A 16916-nucleotide genomic window follows, 5' to 3' on the forward strand; every position below is an offset into this window, starting at 1 on the left:
TGTCCGGCCGTTTTCTTTTGCGGGGCCGGCTGCGCTAGAGTCCCCGGACTAAAAACGACGACAGCCAGCAAAAAAACGATGAATGCAGTAGTGGACGTACCTTCCGGCATCACGCTTCCCACCGTCGACGCCCGCATCTACCCGCGCGGCGGCCTCGACATCCTGTCGCGCAACGAAGTGGCGCGGCTGCGCGATGCGTCCAGCGGCGGCATGCACGAACTCCTGCGCCGTTGCGCGCTTGCCGTGCTCACCAGCGGCAGCACCAGCGACGACCCGCGCGCCGCGCGCGAGCTCTATCCCGACTTCGACATCCAGGTACAGCAGCAGGACCGCGGCGTTCGCATCGACCTGGTCAAGGCGCCGGCGATGGCCTTCGTCGACGGCGAGCTCATCCACGGCGTCGCCGAGTTGCTCGCCGCCGTCGTGCGCGATCTCGCCTATACGGCGATCGAGCTCGGCGACAACTGCGGTCGCGACCTCGACAGTAGCGACGGCATCACCGACGCGGTGTTCAGCCTGCTGCGCAACGCGCGCGTGCTGCAGCCCGGCGACCCGAACCTCGTCGTCTGCTGGGGCGGCCACTCGATCAACCGCGACGAGTACCTCTACACCAAGCAGGTCGGCTACGAGCTGGGCCTGCGTGGCATCGACATCTGCACGGGCTGCGGCCCGGGCGCCATGAAGGGCCCGATGAAGGGCGCGACGATCGCACACGCCAAGCAGCGTCGCCGCCGCATGCGCTACATCGGCATCACCGAGCCGGGCATCATCGCGGCCGAGTCGCCGAATCCGATCGTCAACCACCTGGTGATCATGCCGGACATCGAAAAGCGCCTCGAGGCGTTCGTCCGCATGGCCCACGGCATCATCGTGTTCCCGGGCGGCGTCGGCACGGCCGAGGAGATTCTCTACCTGCTCGGCATCCTGCTGCGCGAGGAGAACGCGGGCCTCCCGTTCCCCTTCATCCTCACCGGCCCGACGGCATCGGCGCCGTATTTCGAGCAGATCGACCAGTTCCTGAGGCTCACGCTCGGCGAGGCGGCAACGTCGCGCTACGAGATCGTAGTGGGCGACCCCGCCGAGGTCGCGCGTCGCATGGCCAAGGGCCTCAAGCGCGTGCGCGAGCACCGCATCGGCCATCGCGACTCGTTCTTCTTCAACTGGTCGATCGACATCCCGCTCGCCTTCCAGCAGCCCTTCGTGCCGAGCCACGAGGCGATGGCGGCGCTCGACCTGCACCACGGCCGCAAGCCTCACGAGCTCGCCGCCGATCTGCGCCGCGCGTTCTCCGGCATCGTCGCCGGCAACGTCAAGGAAGACGGTATCCGCCGCGTCGAGGAATTCGGCCCGTTCGAGATCCACGGCGACGTCGACATCATGCAGGCGCTCGACGCGCTGCTGCGGGCCTTCGTGCAGCAGCACCGCATGAAGATCGCGGGCGACTACCGGCCGTGCTACCGCGTCGTGACCTGATCGTCGCGGTTCGACGACGGCGCGACGGCGTCGTCGTCAGTCGCGGAAGTTCGCGGGACGAGGGCGGGGCAGGCGCACAGTGGCGACGTAATGCTCGCCCTGGATGCCGGTTTCCACGCTGCCGCGCCCCTGCGTCAGCGCCTCGATGCGCACCTGCGCGGCGGTGAGCCCGACACCGTGGCTCACGGGTCCAGGCCCCACGCCCAGCACCAGCGGGTTGCTGATGCGCACGACCACGTGCGCCAGCGTCTGCGACAGGCTGATCGTCACTCGCGCGCCCTGCGGCACGCGCTCGACGCCGTGGCGGATCGCGTTCTCGACCAACGGCTGGATCGACAGGCTCGGCACCCGTACATCGGGAATCGACGCCGGCAGTTCCCAGTCCACGCGCAGGCGCTCGCCGAAACGCTGCTGCTCGATCTCCAGGTAGCGGCGTACTAGCGCGAGCTCCTCGGCGAGCCCGATCTCGCGCGGCCCGGCCAATGCGGCGCGGAACAGGTCGGCGAGGTCGAGCAGCATCCGCTCGGCGTCCTCCGGCCGATGGTGGACGAGCGCCGTCGCCGTATTGAGTGTGTTGAATAGGAAGTGCGGCCGTATCCGTGCCTGCAGCGCCTCAAGTTCGGCTTGCTTGGCGCGAAGCGTCGACTGCTGCAGGCGCCAATAATTGACGAATGCCGCCGCGCCCAGCGCGGTCACCACGATCACGATGCCCACCAGGCGGGCGACCAGATGGGTCCATGCCTGGCGTCCGAGCGCGACCGCGGGCTCGAAGATGTAGGCCGTCACCACGGCCACCAGCACGCTGACGACGACGAAAAGCGCGGTGCAGGCGAGCACCAGCCGGGGTGGGCCGAGCCGGGCCAGCGGGCGGCGCAGCCCGTACATCGAGGCGAGCGTTCCCAGCAGTGCGAGTTGCGCGGCCAGTGAAAGCGCCCCGAGAAAGTGGAAGGCGTCGTCGATGCCGAGCGCCAGCGTGAGAGCCAGCGCCAGGCCCTCCGCGGCGAGCATCAGCCACAGGATCGCGCGGGGTCGCGACCAGAGCAGGTCGAAGGGCAGTGGCGGGGCGGCAGCGGCAGGCATCGGACGATCATGCCGCACGCGACGGCTGTGACGCAGGTCCCGTGCGATCGCGCCCATCGACCCGTTCGACCGCCTGTCCCCTGAGCTATGGCCGTAGTTGCCGCTTCCCGTACCATGGGGTCATCAGGGAAAGCAGGCCTCTCCATGGCACGTGCACAGACACGGGGAACCGTGCGCGGATTCACGCTGATCGAATTGATGGTGGCGATCGCGATCGTGGCGATACTGGCGGCCATCGCCTTTCCGAGCTTCCAGTACACCATCCGCTCGAACCGGGTGGCGACGACGACCAACCAGGTCATTGCCGCCGTCGCGCTCGCGCGGACGGAGGCGATCCGCAGCACGCGCGGTGGAGGCGTCTGCGTGAGCAGCGACGGCGCGTCCTGCGGTAGCGGAACCAACTGGAACTCCGGCTGGATGGTCTGGGCCGACCGGAACGGCAACGGCAGCTTCGACTCCGGCGAGGAACTGCGCTACATGCAGGGCAACCCGAAGCTCGTCGTGAACGGGCCCGCCGCGGCGCTGCGATTCGACTCGCGCGGGCGGCTGAACAGCATCCAGCAATTCGCGATCCAGCCGGACGACTGCGACGGCAAGGCGCTGCGTCGCGTATTGGCCATTGGTGCTACCGGACAAGTACGCAAGGACGGAGGCCTGCAGTCATGCAGCTGACCGGAAAAATACGCCGGTCGGGCGGCGCCCGAAAAGAGGCCGGGTTCAGCCTGATCGAGGTGCTGATTTCGATTCTGGTACTCGCGATCGGCCTGCTTGGTTTCGCGCTTACGCAGACGATGAGCGTTCGTTTCGCCACGGGCGCGAACCAGCGGACGCAAGCCACCAACCTGGCGTACGACCTGATCGACCAAATGCGCGCGAACCGTATCGTGGCGATGCAGTACCAGAGCGCATCGTTCGCGGCCGGCTCGGTCAACAGCGCGACGTGTGCGCGTCCGGCAACGGGTGCGACCACGGTCGCCGGCAACATCACGCGCTGGCAGTGCCAGGCAGCTCGCGCGCTGGGTCCGGCGGCGGCAGCCAACGTGCAGGTCAATAATGGGCAAGTGACCGTGAGGATTTCCTGGGGCGAAGAGCGGTGGACAGCAGGCGCGCCCGCCACTTCATTCGAGACAAGGAGCCGACTGTGATGGCCCGGCTGCATCGCATGGATTCGCGCAGGGTCGAGGGCCTCTCGCTGGTCGAGCTGATGATCGCGCTTCTGATCGGCTCGATTCTCATGCTCGGGCTCGTGCAGGTGTTTTCCGCGTCACGAGCCGCCTATCAGGTGTCGGAAGGCCTCGCGCGTGTACAGGAGAACGGCCGGTTCGCATTGGATTACCTGCAGCGTGACCTTCGTCTGATCGGGCACTTCGGCTGCGTCAACGATCAGTCCCACAAGCAGCAGGTGGATGCCTTCCGGATGCTTACCGGAGCGGTCGCAGGAGAACCCCTCGACTTCAATCTTTCCGTCCAGGGATTCGAGGCGACCGGCACCAGCCAGGTGAACCAGGATCTGAATCTGGCCGCCCCCACCGCTGGCTGGACGCCGGCGCTGCCTGCGCATATTTCGGGCCTCGCTCCGGTGGCCGGCAGCGACATCATCATGCTGCGCTTCCTGCGGCCGAACTCCGCGCCTGTCAGCAATCTCGTCGTGTCCGGTTCCAACTCGACGGTCTCGACGACGGCTGCAGGCTGGTCCGACCTGACCGAAGACGGCGTGGCGACGCCTGGCGTGTTCGGCGTCGCCGACTGCAGCTATGTCGACGTGTTCAACGGCACCGGAAACGCGGCTGCGAAGACCGTCTCGGCTACCGTCGCGCTGGATCGGTATACGCCGAATCCCGCCGGGCACGCTGCGCTCTATCGCGCCGAGGCCGTGGCGTACTACGTCGCCAATAACGCCAGCAACCGCCGGTCCCTTTTCAGGGCGCGCTGGACGGGCGCCGCTGCACCTGTCGTCGAAGAACTGGTCGAAGGGATCGAAAGCATCCAGTTCCTTTACGGCCAGGATCGCTCGACGGACGTTGGCAACCCTTCGGGCTTCATGGCCAATCAGGTGCCGGCCTCCGATCTCGGTGCGGCTACGACGACCGCGGGCGAGCAGAACTGGCGCCGCGTGGGGCTTGTACAGGTTGCCGTGGTGGCCTCGAGTCCAGATCCGGCAACGACCCGGCAGGCTGACAGCGAGCAGACGCGGCCACGCGCGCTCGGTCTTCGCGTCGTAGGTCCGGAAGACGGTCGTTACCGCGCGTCCTATGAAACGACGATCGCCTTGCGCAATCGTCTCTACGGAAACTGAGTACCGCCATGGTGCCCTGAAATCCCCGTCGCCGGTTTCACTCGCGTCGCAGCCAGCGAGGCGCGGTGCTCTACATCGCGCTGATCATGCTGGTGCTGTTGGCCATGCTGGGTGTCATCGGCATGCAGGTCAGTGGCCTGCAGGAGCGCATGGCCTACAACTACCGCACCCTCAATCTGGCCTTCCAGAACGCGGAGGCGGGTGCACGCACGGCCGAATGCTTCGTCGAGGCGACGGTCAATCGCACCTCGACCACCTGCGCGTCAGTGTCGATCAACCCCATCTGCGACGATGGCTTTGATGCGTCCGACTGGGCGAAGACGAAGGCGGCCGCAGGTGCGGCGACCGGTGCCGTGAACGTGCGTGCGATCGGTCAGTGCATCTCCGGCAACAGCAGCCTCGGCATGGGCCGAACGCCCATCGAGGAAGATCCGAATCCGGTTTTCCAGGTAACGGCTTTCGACACCGACGGCACCGCCGCCAGTGCGACGGCTGCCGTCGACACCATTTTCAGGCCGTGACATGACGACCATGATCAACGCGCGCAAGACATCCCTCGGACTCGGGCTCCTCGTCGTTGCGGGTGGGCTTTCCTATTGGGCTTACAACGCCGATGCGGTCCAGGGGCAGGGCGTGCTCGCGCAGGCGCCGCTCAACATCCAGTCCAGCGTCGCGCCTGCATTCATGATGGCGGTCGACGACTCCGGCTCGATGACCTTCGAAACGCTGTTCCCGGGACAGGATGGCGAAGCCTGCTTTAGCGGCGGCTCGTTCTTCACGGGGCCGGGCGTCCTTCGGGCGAGCGGCGGCACCTGCGACTACCACCATTTGTTCCCCTACGAGGGCTACCGGATCGACACGGGGCGCTATGCGATCCCGCCGATCGATCAGCTGGGAGCTGCACGGTCGCCTACGTACAACCCGCAGTACTTCAATCCGTCGGTCGAATACGTTCCTTGGGTCAACGAAGACGGTACGCGGTACGCGGACTCCACTGCGTCGAATGCCAAGGTCGACCCGCGCAAGACGCTGACCATCAACCTGCTCGATGACCGAGCCATGGCTGGCAACGCGGACTATTACTTCCGCGTCCTCAATGGCATGAAGATCCCCGCGGGAACGAAGTACTACAAGACCGGTAACTGTTCCGGGCTTGCGGGCGACAACAACAAGTGGGAGTCCCGAGACTCGGTGCAGACCGTTGGCGCGACGTGCACCGTGGGTATCGAGTACTACCCGGCCACGTTCTACCTTCCGACCTCGGTTGCGGCGCCTGCCGGCTATAGGACTGAGAAGCGCACGCTCGTAAACGACGGCTGCGGCACCGGTTGCGACCTCTACAGGTACGATATCAAGTCGGGCAATTATTCGTCGACGTCCGACTATAACGCTGCGGCGAAGAACTTCGCGAACTGGTTCACCTACTACGGCAATCGCAACCGCGCGATGATCGCCGGGATGACGCAGTCGCTGGTCGATATCAACAACATGCGCATTGGTTACCTGCGCATCAACCAGCACGCGGGCTACGACAACCCTGTCGCGGCGACCGGTGAGCGGGTGACGATGAACGACATGGCCGTCACTGCCGATCGCGTCAGTCTCTACAACTCGCTATTCGCGCTGCCTGCATCGGGTAGCACTCCCAATCGCCAAGCTGTCAACTCCGCGTCAATCCAGTTCACCCGCACGGATTCGGGTGCGCCCATTCAGTACGCATGCCAGAAGAACGCGGTCATGCTGTTCACGGACGGCTACAGCAATCAGGACGGCCCGAACGTCGGTAACGTTGATACGGTCATGGGGGCGCCATTCGGCGACGGCTGGTCGAACACGCTTGCGGACATCGCGACGAAGTACTACTTGAATGCGAATGGCACGGTGGGCGCCGCGGGTGCGTCGTCCCTGCGGCCGACCATGTCGGCGGGCAAGGTCCCGGTTCCCCAGGCGTGCAATGCCCCGAACCCCGACCCGAAGCTCGACTGTCAGTCCAACCTGCACGTCAATTTCTATGGTGTGACGCTTGGAGCGCGTGGCAACCTCTACAACGCCGCGCTGAACCAGGACGCTTTCACCGACAGTTCGGTCTACAGCAACTGGCCATCGCGTCAGAACGACAATCCGAGCACGGTCGACGACATCTGGCATGCCGCCACGAATACGCGTGGCGAGTACATCAACGCGCGCACGCCCCGCGACATCACCGATGCGATGCGCCGCATCCTCGCCTCGGTCGGTGGCGGCGAGACCCCGTCAGGTTCGCTCGCGTTGACCGGCGCGCGCGTGGGCGAGGGGTCCTTCAGCGTTGAGCCGCTGTATGCCTCAGCCAATTCTGGCACCGACTGGTACAGCACGCTGACGGCCTATGGCCTGACGACCAACAATCTGACCGGACAGGTCTACCAGACGGTTCGCTGGGAGGCGTCCGCGAAGCTGCCCGTTGCGGGTAGCCGCAACATCTATGTGGGCAAGAGCTCCGGTAACGTCAAGCCGACGGTCACGGCGTTCAACACGACAAACGTCTCACTCGCGGATCTGTGTAGCGACACCTTGTCGCGTTGCACGGCGGCCGGTTCGGCGCGCAACTCGATCAACTCTCTGGGCGTGAACCAGGCTGAGGCCATCGCCTACTTGCGTGGCGACCAGTCGCTCGAAGGCTCGACGACGACGCCGCTGCGCCGTCGCACTACCCGTCTCGGCGATATCGTCAACTCCAGCCCGTTGATTGTGTCGCCCCTGAACGACTACGGCTACCGTTCGCTCGGTGGCGCGGATCCGTACAACTACGCGGCCTATCTCGAGGCCAAGAAGGCCCGCAAGCCGATGATCTATGTCGGCGCCAACGACGGCATGCTGCACGCGTTTCATGGTGACACGGGCGTCGAGCAGTTCGCCTACGTGCCGGTCGCGTCGCTCGGCCACATGGGCAACCTGCTTTTCCCATACCGCGCCGAAGACAAGGACGATCAGGTCTTCACCCATCGCTATTACGTCGACGGCCCGGTCAACGTGTCCGACGCCTACTACAGCGGTTCGTGGCAGACGGTCCTGGTGGGCGCGCTCGGCGCTGGCGGTCGCGGCGTTTTCGCGATCGACGTGTCGGCACCGACGTCGTTCGCCACCAGCGCCGTCCTCTGGGACATCAACGATCGATCCTCGGACGCGACGGTCAAGAACAACATCGGGCATGTCCTTGCGAAGCCGGTGATCGTGCCGGTAAAGATCGGCTCGACCGTGTCTTGGAAGGTGATCTTCGGCAACGGTTATAACAGCATCAACAATCGCGCGGTTCTGTTCATCGTCGACGTCGCCACCGGCGCCGTGACGACGGTGCAGGCGGCCGAGGCGGGCTATTCCGGGCCGAATGGCCTCGGCGAAGTCATCGTGCTCGACCGCTTCGTCGGAAGCACGACGACGACCGGACGCGACGGCTACGCGGATACCGTCTACGCAGGCGACCAGAATGGTGCCGTGTGGAAGTTCGACCTGCGCAGCGCAACCCCGGCGGCGCAATCGACGCCCTTCTTCATCGCGGCCGACTCGACCGGCAATCGCCAGGCGATCACCGGCGGCTTCGAGGCGGCGGCCGGCCCGCGCAGCGGCGTGATGCTCTACTTCGGCACCGGCAGCTTCTCGTTCGTCAACGACCCGACCGACAAGCAGATCCAGACTTTCTATGGTGTGCTGGACACCGGCGCCAGCGTGGCACGTGCCGATCTGCAACAGCAGACCGTCCTGACCCAGGCTACGGGCTCGCGCACGACGAGCATGCTCGGGCTCGGGGCCGGCAAGAAGGGCTGGTACATCGACCTGCTGGTGGGCTCGGTCGGCACTGGCGAGCGCTTCGTCGGCACGCCGCGGGTCGAGAGCGGCATCGTGTTCTTCGCGACGTTCGACCCGAACAGCACGGACGCATGCGCGACCGGTGGCACCAACCGGCTTTACGGCCTCGGCGCCCTCAACGGCGCTGCCGCGTTGTCCTATGTGAAGGTCGGTACACCGGATGGCACATCGCCGGGCGCGGGCACGGGTGCGATCAACCTCTCGACGACGGGTTCGGCGCCGGTGCGCGATATCGCGGTGCTGACGAGCTCGCGCCAGGGCCTGCTGCCGGACACGGCAACCAGTACCGAGGTCGACGAGGCGCTCGACGCACGCTGCATGATGGTCGTGCAGACACCGGGCTCGCAGCCGCTGTACCTCCGTCGCCCTTGCGGGCGCCAGTCTTGGCGACAGGTCCGCTGATTACCGTATATGGAGAAGAACGCCGTGATTCCCTCGCGCTCGCGTGCCCGTGGCTTTACGTTGATCGAACTGATGATCGTGGTCGCGGTGGTTGCGATCCTGGCGTCGATTGCGCTCCCGTCGTACAACGACTCTGTACGCAAGTCGCGTCGCGCGCAGGCGAAGGCCGACATGGTTGAATACGCACAGCTGGCGGAGCGCCATTTCACGTCGAATGGAACGTACGCCGGTTTCAACACGTCGTTGCCGATCCAATCGCCACGCGAGGCAGGGGCGACCGCGCGCTATCGCCTCGGTTACACCGCGACCGCGAGCGCTTTCACCATTACGGCGACGCCCGAGTCGAGCCAGTCGGCCGATCGTTGCGGCACGCTTACGATCAATCAGACCGGGCAGAAGACCAAATCCGGTTCAGCACCGCTCAGCGAGTGCTGGTAACAAAAAAGCCGCCATTGCTGGCGGCTTTTTTTATCTGGCGCCCGAAGTTGGACTCGAACCAACGACCCCCTGATTAACAGTCAAGTGCTCTAACCGGCTGAGCTATTCGGGCGGGGACGCGCATTGTAAACCGGCGGCGGGCGAGGTCAAGAGGTCGGCGTCAGGAACAGGCCGCATTCGCCGAGGGGCGTTCCCGTCGGGCGCGACCGGAATTGGCCACTACGACGATTCCCAGTAGGGCGCCGCTGCGACGGCAGAGGCGGAAGCTCGCGTTGGTGCCCGCGGCGGATCCATTGGGCAGGTAGCGTACCCGCGGACGGCCGGTGCTGGTCGTAAGGCGAAGCGTAGGGTGCTGCCGATCGAATCGACGCAGGACGTCGGCCGCGGTCGCAGGTGCATCCTGGCGGAGCGGGTCGCGGTAGGCGATCCAGCCCTCCGACCAGTCGGTGCCGTCGAGGCAACTCGCTCCGTCCCGCGAGGGGCAAAGCGTCACCGGCTGGCGGTAGGTAACGGCCGCATTGTGGGCGATCGCGAGCGACGCCGTGAGCTGGTGCAGGCTGGTCGTCGCGCGCACGCTGTCCATCACGTGACGGGCGGCGGGCACGCCGAGTCCCAGCGCGATCGACAGTACCGCGAGGGTGATCACCAGCTCCGGCAGGGTGAGGCCGCGCATCCGGCGCATCTCGATACTCCGTCCATGAAGGTGCCGATACGATGGTCTGCCCGGCGCTGAACGGGCGTCGGACGAGAGCGGATCCGTGTGTAGGAAAACGCCGATGCGCCCAAACCTTAGGAAGCCGACCGCAGACCTATGAGCCTGATGAGCACACCGCAGAACGGCCGCTTCGAGCTCGTCTCACCCTATTCGCCGGCGGGCGACCAGCCGGCGGCGATCGAGCGCCTCGCCGCCGGCTTCGAAGCCGGCCTCGCGCACCAGACGCTGCTCGGCGTGACCGGCTCGGGTAAGACCTACACGATCGCGAACGTCGTGCAGAAGGTGCAGAAGCCGACCATCGTGATGGCGCCGAACAAGACGCTGGCCGCGCAGCTCTACGGCGAGTTCAAGTCCTTCTTCCCGAACAACGCGGTCGAGTACTTCGTCAGCTACTACGACTACTACCAGCCCGAGGCCTACGTCCCGTCGAGCGATACCTTCATCGAGAAGGACAGCTCGGTGAACGAGCACATCGAGCAGATGCGGCTGTCGGCTACGAAGGCGCTGCTGGAGCGGCGCGACACGCTGATCGTCTGCACCGTATCGGCCATCTACGGCTTGGGTGACCCAGGCGAATACCACCGGATGGTGCTGCACATGGTGCGCGGCGAGCGCATCGACCAGCGCGAGCTGATCCGCAAGCTCACGGAGATGCAGTACTCGCGCAACGATTCCGAACTGCGCCGCGGCACGTACCGCGTGCGTGGCGAGGTGATCGATGTGCACCCGGCGGAGAGCGAGAACGAGGCGATCCGCATCGAGCTGTTCGACGGTGAGATCGAGCAGATTTCCGCGTTCGACCCGCTGACCGGCGAGGTCTTCCGGAAGATGCCGCGCTTCACTATCTACCCGAAGTCGCACTACGTGACGACGCGCAAGACCGTGCTCGAGGCGGTCGACACGATCAAGGACGAGCTGCGCGAGCGGCTGGAACAGCTGTACGCGCAGAACAAGCTCGTCGAGGCGCAGCGCCTGCAGCAGCGCACGCAGTTCGACCTCGAGATGCTGGCGGAAGTCGGTTTCTGCAACGGCATCGAGAACTACTCGCGGCACATGACCGGGCAGAAGCCGGGCGAGCCGCCGCCGTGCCTGTTCGACTACGTGCCGGCCGACGCGCTGATGGTCGTCGACGAGTCGCACGTGACGGTTCCGCAGGTGGGCGCCATGTACAAGGGCGACCGCTCGCGCAAGGAGACGCTGGTCGAGTTCGGCTTCCGCCTGCCGTCCGCGCTGGACAACCGGCCGCTGAAGTTCGAGGAATGGGAAGGTCGTGCGCCCCGAGCGATCTATGTGTCGGCGACGCCGAGCAACTACGAGTTGCAGAAGTCCGAGGGCGAGGTGGTCGAGCTGGTCGTGCGGCCGACCGGCCTGATCGACCCGGAGGTCGAAGTGCGGCCGGTCGCCACGCAGGTCGACGACCTGCTCGGCGAGATCAACAAGCGCGTCGCGATGGGCGACCGCGTGCTGGTCACCACGCTAACCAAGCGCATGGCGGAGAACCTCACCGAGTACCTGACCGAGCACGGCATCAAGGTGCGCTACCTGCACTCGGACATCGACACGGTCGAGCGCGTGGAGATCATCCGCGACCTGCGCCTGGGCAAGTTCGACGTGCTGGTGGGCATCAACCTGCTGCGCGAAGGACTGGACATGCCCGAGGTGTCGCTGGTGGCGATCCTCGATGCCGACAAGGAAGGCTTTCTGCGGTCCGCGGGCTCGCTGATCCAGACCATCGGCCGTGCGGCGCGCAACCTGCGCGGCAAGGCGATCCTGTATGCGGACACGATCACGCGGTCGATGAAGATCGCCATGGACGAGACCGATCGCCGCCGGCAGAAGCAGGTGGAATACAACACCGAACACGGCATCACCCCGCAGTCGGTAGTGCGGCCGATCAAGGACATCCTCGAAGGCGCACGCGCCGAGCCCGAGGAGGGCAAGGGCAAGAAGAAGGCACGCCGCGTCGCCGAGCCGGAGACCGACTACGCCGCGCTCAGCCCCGCGCAGATCGCCTCGCGCATCAAGGCGCTGGAGCAGCAGATGTACCAGCACGCCCGCGATCTGGAGTTCGAGGCGGCCGCGAACGTGCGCGATCAGCTACGAAAACTGAAGGAGGCGGGATTCGCCAGCTGATGGCTTGCCGACGGCTGTTGGGCTGGCTACACTGTGCGCCCCTCGCCGGGGTGGTTCACCGGCAACGGGCGGTTAGCTCAGCGGTAGAGCACTACCTTGACATGGTAGGGGTCACAGGTTCGAACCCTGTACCGCCCACCACATACGTGGACAGACGGCGTGACTCGAAAGGGTCGCGCCGTTTGCTTTTGCGCCGACGGCAGGTACTTGCCCGGTGCCGCGTGGCGGCGGCATCGTGGGTCTCCGCACACGGGGTGATCCGATGAAGTCCGCCTTCCTGCTCGCTTCACTGTTGGCGCTGGCCCTGCCGGCGTTCGCCCAGACCGATACATCGGCGCTTCCGAAGCCCGTCGTGGCCGAAACCCAGCTGACCTCGCAGGATCCTGCCGCGGCAACCGACGATGCGGACAAGGGCAAGGTCTGCCGCAACGAGCGTCCGATCGGCAGCAATCGTGCCAAGCGCGTCTGCCGTACGCGCGAACAGATCCGGATGGAAAGCGAGATGTCGCGCGATTCGATGGTCGAAGTCGGGCGCAGGCGCGACAGCGCGAGCGGTAGCGACTGAGGGCGCACCCGTGGCCTGAACGGCCGTCCGTAGCGCGACTGGCCGATCAGGCCGCCCGCCGCCGCTTGCGGGCGGCGGACGACGAGCGCGAAGACGATCGGGGTAGTACCCGCGCCGCGGCGCGCCGGTGCGAGCGCGCCTCCAGCCGCTCGGCCGCGCGGGCCTCGGCTTCGAGCAGCGTCAGCCAAGCGACAAGGCAGGCAGCGACGCCGATCGCAGCGATCGCGCGTCCCGCGGCCTCCAGGCGGCAGACGGCGGCGATCAGGATGGCCGTGAGCACGGCGACGAGTGCGAGCAGGCGGCGAAGGCGGTGCAGCGGGTGGGACATGGCGGGGCGCGGGCTCATGGCGACCTTCCTGAGGTTCCGCGCATTCTTCCCAAGCCGCATGACAGCAGAGTGAGACGACGTTGAAGCGCGCATGACAGCGCGCCGCGCAGGCGCGTGCCCGGCGGCGCGAGGCGGTAAGCTGCGTGTCCCATGCAGTCCCCGGGGCGCCGGGGGCCGGAAGAGGCCCGATGTCCGTCCTGTCCGACCCGTTCGGTCGAACGTTTCCCTACCTGCGGCTCTCGCTGACCGAGGCCTGCAATTTCCGGTGCGGCTACTGCCTGCCGGATGGATACGTCGCGGACGGGCGCCCGGTCTTCCTCGCGCGCGACGAAGTGCGCCGCCTGGTCGCGGCGTTCGCTGCCGTGGGCATGCGCAAGCTTCGCCTGACCGGCGGCGAGCCGACGCTGCGCAAGGACCTCGTCGAGATCATCCGCGAGGTGGCCGGCGTGCCCGGCATCTCGAAGGTCGCGCTGACCACGAATGGCACGCGCCTGCCCGCGCACGTCGCGCCGTGGCGCGAGGCCGGGCTGACCGCGCTCAACGTCAGCGTCGACAGCCTGGATCGCGACGTGTTCCATGCGGTCACCGGCCACGACCGCCTGCCGGAGATCCTCGACGGCATCGACCGTGCGCTCGGTCTCGGCTTCGACGCGGTCAAGGTCAATGCGGTGCTGCTGCGAGGCATCAACGACACCTCGCTGCCGCAGTGGCTCGATTACCTGCGCGAGCGGCCGGTCGCCGTGCGCTTCATCGAGCTGATGCGCACGAACGAGCGCGTCGACTATTTCGAGAAGCACCACGTGCGCGCCGAGGCACTCGAGCGCGAGCTCGCCGCGGGCGGCTGGGTGCGCATGATGCGCGCGGCCGACGCGGGACCTGCCATCGAATACGTGCACCCGGATTACGCCGGGCGCATCGGGGTCATCGCGCCGTACTCGCGCGACTTCTGCGCCGGCTGCAACCGCCTGCGCGTCACCGCGCGCGGCGACCTGCGGCTGTGCCTCTTCGGCGACGCGGGCGTTTCGCTGCGGCCGCTGCTGCAGCGCGACGAGGACCGCGACGCGCTGGTCGACCTGATCGCACACCAGCTGCGGCTCAAGGCGGCCGGCCATGGCCTGCACGACGGCGACAGCGGCGTGACGCCGCATCTCGCATCCATCGGAGGTTGAGTGAGCGTCGAGGCTTTCCACATGGCCGACATACGCGGCAAGCGGCCCACGCGCCGCCGTGCCGTGGCGGTCGGCGAACTGCATGCGGGCGTGGAGGCATTCGCCGCCATCGTCGAGCGCCGCCTGCCCAAGGGCGACGCGCTGGTGATGGCGGAGATTGCAGGGCTGCAGGGCGCGAAGCAGGCGTCCAACCTGATGCCGCTCTGCCATCCGTTGCTGCTGGAACTCGTGCGCGTACGTTGCGTGCCGGTGCCGGAGCGCCATGCCATCCGCGTGTACTGCGAGGTGGCGACCGAGGCGCGCACCGGCGTCGAGATGGAAGCGCTCGCGGGCGCGAGCTCGGCACTGCTCACGCTGTACGACCTGACCAAGCCCGTGGACCCCGCGCTGTCGATCGAGGCGGTGCGCCTGCTGTTCAAGGAGGGCGGCAAGAAGGGCCTGTGGCGGCATCCACTGGGCATGTCGGCCGAGGAGACGGCGCACTACCGTCCTCGCGATATCTCGCGCCTGGACGGCGTCGCGTGCGCGGTGGTCACGTTGAGCGACCGCGCGAGCGCGGGTGACGCCGAGGACGCGTCGGGCCCCGAGCTCTCGCGCGGGCTCGCCGGCCTGGGTGCCGACGTACGCAGCGAAATCCTGCCCGATGGCGTCGAGCCGCTGCGAAGCCATCTGCTGTCGCTGCGCGACGCGGGCGTACGCCTTTGCCTGTGCACGGGCGGAACCGGACTGGGCCCGCGTGATTCCACGCCTGAAGCATTGAGCGCTGCGGGCGGCGTCGAGGTGGAAGGCCTCGCCGAGATGTTCCGCAGCGAAAGCCGCCACTACACGCCACTGGCCTGGCTGAGCCGCGCGCGTGCCGTGCGCCTGGATCGCATGCTGGTGATCGCGCTGCCCGGCAGCACGCGCGCGGCGCGACAGGGCTTCGAGATCCTCGCGCCGGTGCTCGCGCATTCGCTGGCGATGATCGACGGAGCAGGGCACGCGTGATCGATTACGAGGACGCGCTGGCGCGCCTGCTCGGTACCGCGTCGACGTTGCCGGTCGAGCGCGTCGACGCCGCGAATGCGATCGGCCGCGTGCTCGCCGCACCGTTGGCCAGCGCCGAGGCGCTGCCGCCGTTCGACAACTCGGCGATGGACGGTTTCGCACTTCGATGCGCGGGCGAGGTCATCCACGCGGGAACCGTAATCGACGTGCATGGATTGCGCGCGGCTGGCGACGGCGAGGCGCGTGCCGACGACGGCGCCTGGGAAATCATGACGGGCGCGCGCGTGCCCGACGGCCTCGATTCGATCGTTCCGGTCGAGCAGGTGGAGACGCTCGACGACGACGGCGGCGTGCCGCGTATCCGTGTCACGGCCGACGTCACGCCGGGCCAGCACCTGCGCCGCGCAGGTGAGGATTTGCAGGCCGGAGCGGTACTGGCGGAGGCCGGAACGCTCGTCGACCCGGCGCTGCGCATGCTCTGCGCGGCCGTCGGCATCGCGGAGTTGCCGTTGCGCCGCTGTCCGCGTGTCGCGCTGGTCAATACCGGCCGCGAACTCGTCGACGATCCGCGCCGTGCGCTCGGGGCCGGCGAGATCCGCAATTCCAACGGCCCCTTCCTCGCCGCGCGACTCGCCGCTGCAGGTGCCGACGTCGTCGCCTGCCGCACCGTCGGCGACGATGTCGACGCATTTCTCGAAGCGCTCGCGGTCGCGGGCGACGTTGACGTCGTCGTGAGCACCGGCGCGGTGTCGATGGGCCGCTTCGATTTCGTGCCGGAAGCGCTTGCCCGCCTTGGCGCCACGACGCTGTTCCACAAGACGCGCATACGCCCGGGCAAGCCGATCCTCGCCGCCACGCTGCCGGGCGGGGCGCTGTTTTTCGGTCTGCCGGGCAATCCTTCTTCGACGGCCGTGGGCCTGCGTTTCTTCGTCGAGCCCGTGCTGCGTCGCATGCTCGGCATGCCTGACGAGCGCGTCCTCGAGCTGCCGCTGCTCGCGCCTTACGCCAAGCGCGCGCCGCTTCGCATGCACCTGAAGGCGCGCGTGGTGCTGGACGCGGGCGCACGCGCCTGCGTCGAGATCCTCGCGGGACAGGAATCCTTCCGCATCCGGCCGCTGCTCGAGGCGAACGCCTGGGCGGTGGTGCCGGCCGACGTCGATACGCTGCCTGCCGGCGCACGGGTGCGCGTCGTCAGTCGCGGCCATCTGGAGCCCCTCGGTTTGTACGCATGAGAACGATCGAGATTCAGCTGTTCGGCGCACTGCGCGAAGCGGAGCCGTCCGCGCGGTTGGCGGTCGAAAGCGCCGCGACGCATGTCGGCCAATTGCGTAAGGAGCTGGCGGTCGCCATGGCCGCGTGGCCGCCGCAGGCGCGTGCGTTACTGCCGCGCTCCGCCTTCGCCAGTGCCACCACCGTGCTGCGCGATGCCGACCGGTTGCCCGAGGATGGCCGTCTCGCGCTGCTGCCGCCGGTGAGCGGGGGCTGAG

At 67.0% G+C, this 16916-nt stretch carries 16 protein-coding genes and 2 tRNA genes; 14 read left to right on the forward strand and 4 right to left on the reverse strand.

The features are described from left to right. Positions 1-90 precede the first annotated feature (90 nt). The gene (gene ppnN, locus IE066_RS02355) at positions 91-1473 is read left to right on the forward strand and encodes a nucleotide 5'-monophosphate nucleosidase PpnN (RefSeq protein ID WP_229790630.1); all 1383 of its coding nucleotides are present in this window, start codon (positions 91-93) and stop codon (positions 1471-1473) included. 36 nt (positions 1474-1509) lie between these two features. Here ppnN and IE066_RS02360 read toward each other — a convergent pair whose 3' ends face one another. Beyond that, positions 1510-2553 carry a sensor histidine kinase gene (locus tag IE066_RS02360; RefSeq protein ID WP_189446721.1) on the reverse strand — a complete coding sequence of 348 codons (1044 nt, stop codon included), beginning with the start codon at positions 2551-2553 and terminating at the stop codon, positions 1510-1512. A 144-nt stretch (positions 2554-2697) separates the two neighbouring features. Here IE066_RS02360 and IE066_RS02365 point away from each other — a divergent pair, with 144 nt between their 5' ends. The 6 genes from IE066_RS02365 to IE066_RS02390 all read left to right on the forward strand — a co-directional run bounded on the left by IE066_RS02365 (position 2698) and on the right by IE066_RS02390 (position 9532). Further along, positions 2698-3225, forward strand: a complete 528-nt coding sequence (locus IE066_RS02365; protein WP_189446722.1) for a GspH/FimT family pseudopilin — start codon at positions 2698-2700, stop codon at positions 3223-3225. Next, positions 3216-3698 (forward strand): type IV pilus modification protein PilV, encoded by a 483-nt coding sequence (pilV, locus tag IE066_RS02370; RefSeq protein WP_189446723.1) that lies wholly within the window; start codon positions 3216-3218, stop codon positions 3696-3698. Before IE066_RS02365 ends, pilV begins: the two co-directional genes overlap by 10 nt. Beyond that, positions 3698-4849: a PilW family protein gene (locus IE066_RS02375; RefSeq protein WP_229790631.1), complete on the forward strand. Its 1152-nt coding sequence runs from the start codon at positions 3698-3700 to the stop codon at positions 4847-4849. Before pilV ends, IE066_RS02375 begins: the two co-directional genes overlap by 1 nt. A gap of 65 nt (positions 4850-4914) precedes the next feature. After that, positions 4915-5370 carry a pilus assembly PilX family protein gene (locus IE066_RS02380; RefSeq protein WP_268244843.1) on the forward strand — a complete coding sequence of 152 codons (456 nt, stop codon included), beginning with the start codon at positions 4915-4917 and terminating at the stop codon, positions 5368-5370. A gap of 1 nt (position 5371) precedes the next feature. Continuing rightward, positions 5372-9094, forward strand: coding sequence for a pilus assembly protein (locus tag IE066_RS02385; RefSeq protein WP_229790632.1), 3723 nt, complete (start codon positions 5372-5374; stop codon positions 9092-9094). 9 nt (positions 9095-9103) lie between these two features. Then, positions 9104-9532 carry a type IV pilin protein gene (locus IE066_RS02390; RefSeq protein WP_189446724.1) on the forward strand — a complete coding sequence of 143 codons (429 nt, stop codon included), beginning with the start codon at positions 9104-9106 and terminating at the stop codon, positions 9530-9532. 35 nt (positions 9533-9567) lie between these two features. Here IE066_RS02390 and IE066_RS02395 read toward each other — a convergent pair. Then, positions 9568-9644, reverse strand: a tRNA-Asn gene (locus IE066_RS02395). A gap of 48 nt (positions 9645-9692) precedes the next feature. Beyond that, positions 9693-10214, reverse strand: coding sequence for a GspH/FimT family pseudopilin (locus tag IE066_RS02400; RefSeq protein WP_189446725.1), 522 nt, complete (start codon positions 10212-10214; stop codon positions 9693-9695). A 138-nt stretch (positions 10215-10352) separates the two neighbouring features. Between IE066_RS02400 and uvrB the strand changes: the two genes are divergently transcribed. From uvrB to IE066_RS02415, 3 genes are all read left to right on the forward strand, one after another. Beyond that, the gene (gene uvrB / locus IE066_RS02405) at positions 10353-12380 is read left to right on the forward strand and encodes an excinuclease ABC subunit UvrB (RefSeq protein ID WP_189446726.1); all 2028 of its coding nucleotides are present in this window, start codon (positions 10353-10355) and stop codon (positions 12378-12380) included. Positions 12381-12446: 66 nt separating this feature from the next. After that, a tRNA-Val gene (locus IE066_RS02410) sits at positions 12447-12521 on the forward strand. Positions 12522-12642: 121 nt separating this feature from the next. Then, positions 12643-12945, forward strand: a complete 303-nt coding sequence (locus tag IE066_RS02415) for a hypothetical protein (RefSeq protein WP_189446727.1) — start codon at positions 12643-12645, stop codon at positions 12943-12945. Positions 12946-12991: 46 nt separating this feature from the next. Here IE066_RS02415 and IE066_RS02420 read toward each other — a convergent pair whose 3' ends face one another. Beyond that, complete coding sequence (locus IE066_RS02420; RefSeq protein WP_189446728.1) at positions 12992-13291, reverse strand: hypothetical protein; 300 nt, start codon at positions 13289-13291, stop codon at positions 12992-12994. Positions 13292-13461: 170 nt separating this feature from the next. Between IE066_RS02420 and moaA the strand changes: the two genes are divergently transcribed. The 4 genes from moaA to IE066_RS02440 are packed head-to-tail and all read left to right on the forward strand — an operon-like array spanning position 13462 to position 16915. Next, positions 13462-14442 carry a GTP 3',8-cyclase MoaA gene (gene moaA, locus IE066_RS02425; RefSeq protein ID WP_189446729.1) on the forward strand — a complete coding sequence of 327 codons (981 nt, stop codon included), beginning with the start codon at positions 13462-13464 and terminating at the stop codon, positions 14440-14442. Between the two features lie 21 nt (positions 14443-14463). Then, on the forward strand, positions 14464-15429 hold the full coding sequence (gene moaCB / locus IE066_RS02430; RefSeq protein ID WP_189446730.1) for a bifunctional molybdenum cofactor biosynthesis protein MoaC/MoaB: 966 nt from the start codon (positions 14464-14466) through the stop codon (positions 15427-15429). Beyond that, positions 15426-16661, forward strand: coding sequence for a molybdopterin molybdotransferase MoeA (locus tag IE066_RS02435; RefSeq protein WP_189446731.1), 1236 nt, complete (start codon positions 15426-15428; stop codon positions 16659-16661). The genes moaCB and IE066_RS02435 overlap by 4 nt, the downstream gene beginning before the upstream one ends. Next, the gene (locus tag IE066_RS02440; RefSeq protein WP_189446732.1) at positions 16658-16915 is read left to right on the forward strand and encodes a MoaD/ThiS family protein; all 258 of its coding nucleotides are present in this window, start codon (positions 16658-16660) and stop codon (positions 16913-16915) included. The genes IE066_RS02435 and IE066_RS02440 overlap by 4 nt, the downstream gene beginning before the upstream one ends. Position 16916 lies beyond the last annotated feature (1 nt).

It is taken from the genome of Cognatilysobacter xinjiangensis, assembly GCF_014651995.1.
GTDB lineage: Bacteria > Pseudomonadota > Gammaproteobacteria > Xanthomonadales > Xanthomonadaceae > Cognatilysobacter > Cognatilysobacter xinjiangensis.